The 252-nt window shown below is 52.0% G+C and carries 1 protein-coding gene; it reads left to right on the top strand.

Going from position 1 to position 252, the window contains the following annotated elements; translation table 11 throughout:
- The coding region (locus ACIOZM_RS31560; protein ID WP_401221542.1) for an SDR family oxidoreductase at positions 1-189 on the top strand (189 nt) is incomplete at its 5' end.
- Between the last annotated feature and the right edge of the window lie 63 nt (positions 190-252).

The following is a 252-nucleotide window of genomic DNA, read 5'->3' as shown; positions in this document are numbered from 1 at the left end:
GCGGCGATCGACACCGATATGACGCGCGAACTGCCTGAAGCACAGCGTGAAGCCTTGCAGACGCAGATTCCGCTGGGTCGTCTGGGACAAGCTCAAGAGATCGCTTCTGTGGTCGCTTTTCTTGCATCCGACGGTGCGGCATACGTCACTGGGGCTACAATCCCGGTGAACGGTGGGATGTACATGTAAGTAAAATGTGACGGATTGCTTCAAAAAAATGTCATACGAGCTGTCTAAAATCCGTTATAAAGC

The organism is Pseudomonas sp. NPDC087346 (assembly GCF_044744235.1).
Taxonomy (GTDB): domain Bacteria; phylum Pseudomonadota; class Gammaproteobacteria; order Pseudomonadales; family Pseudomonadaceae; genus Aquipseudomonas.
This window is presented reverse-complemented; position numbering and strand designations above follow the sequence as displayed.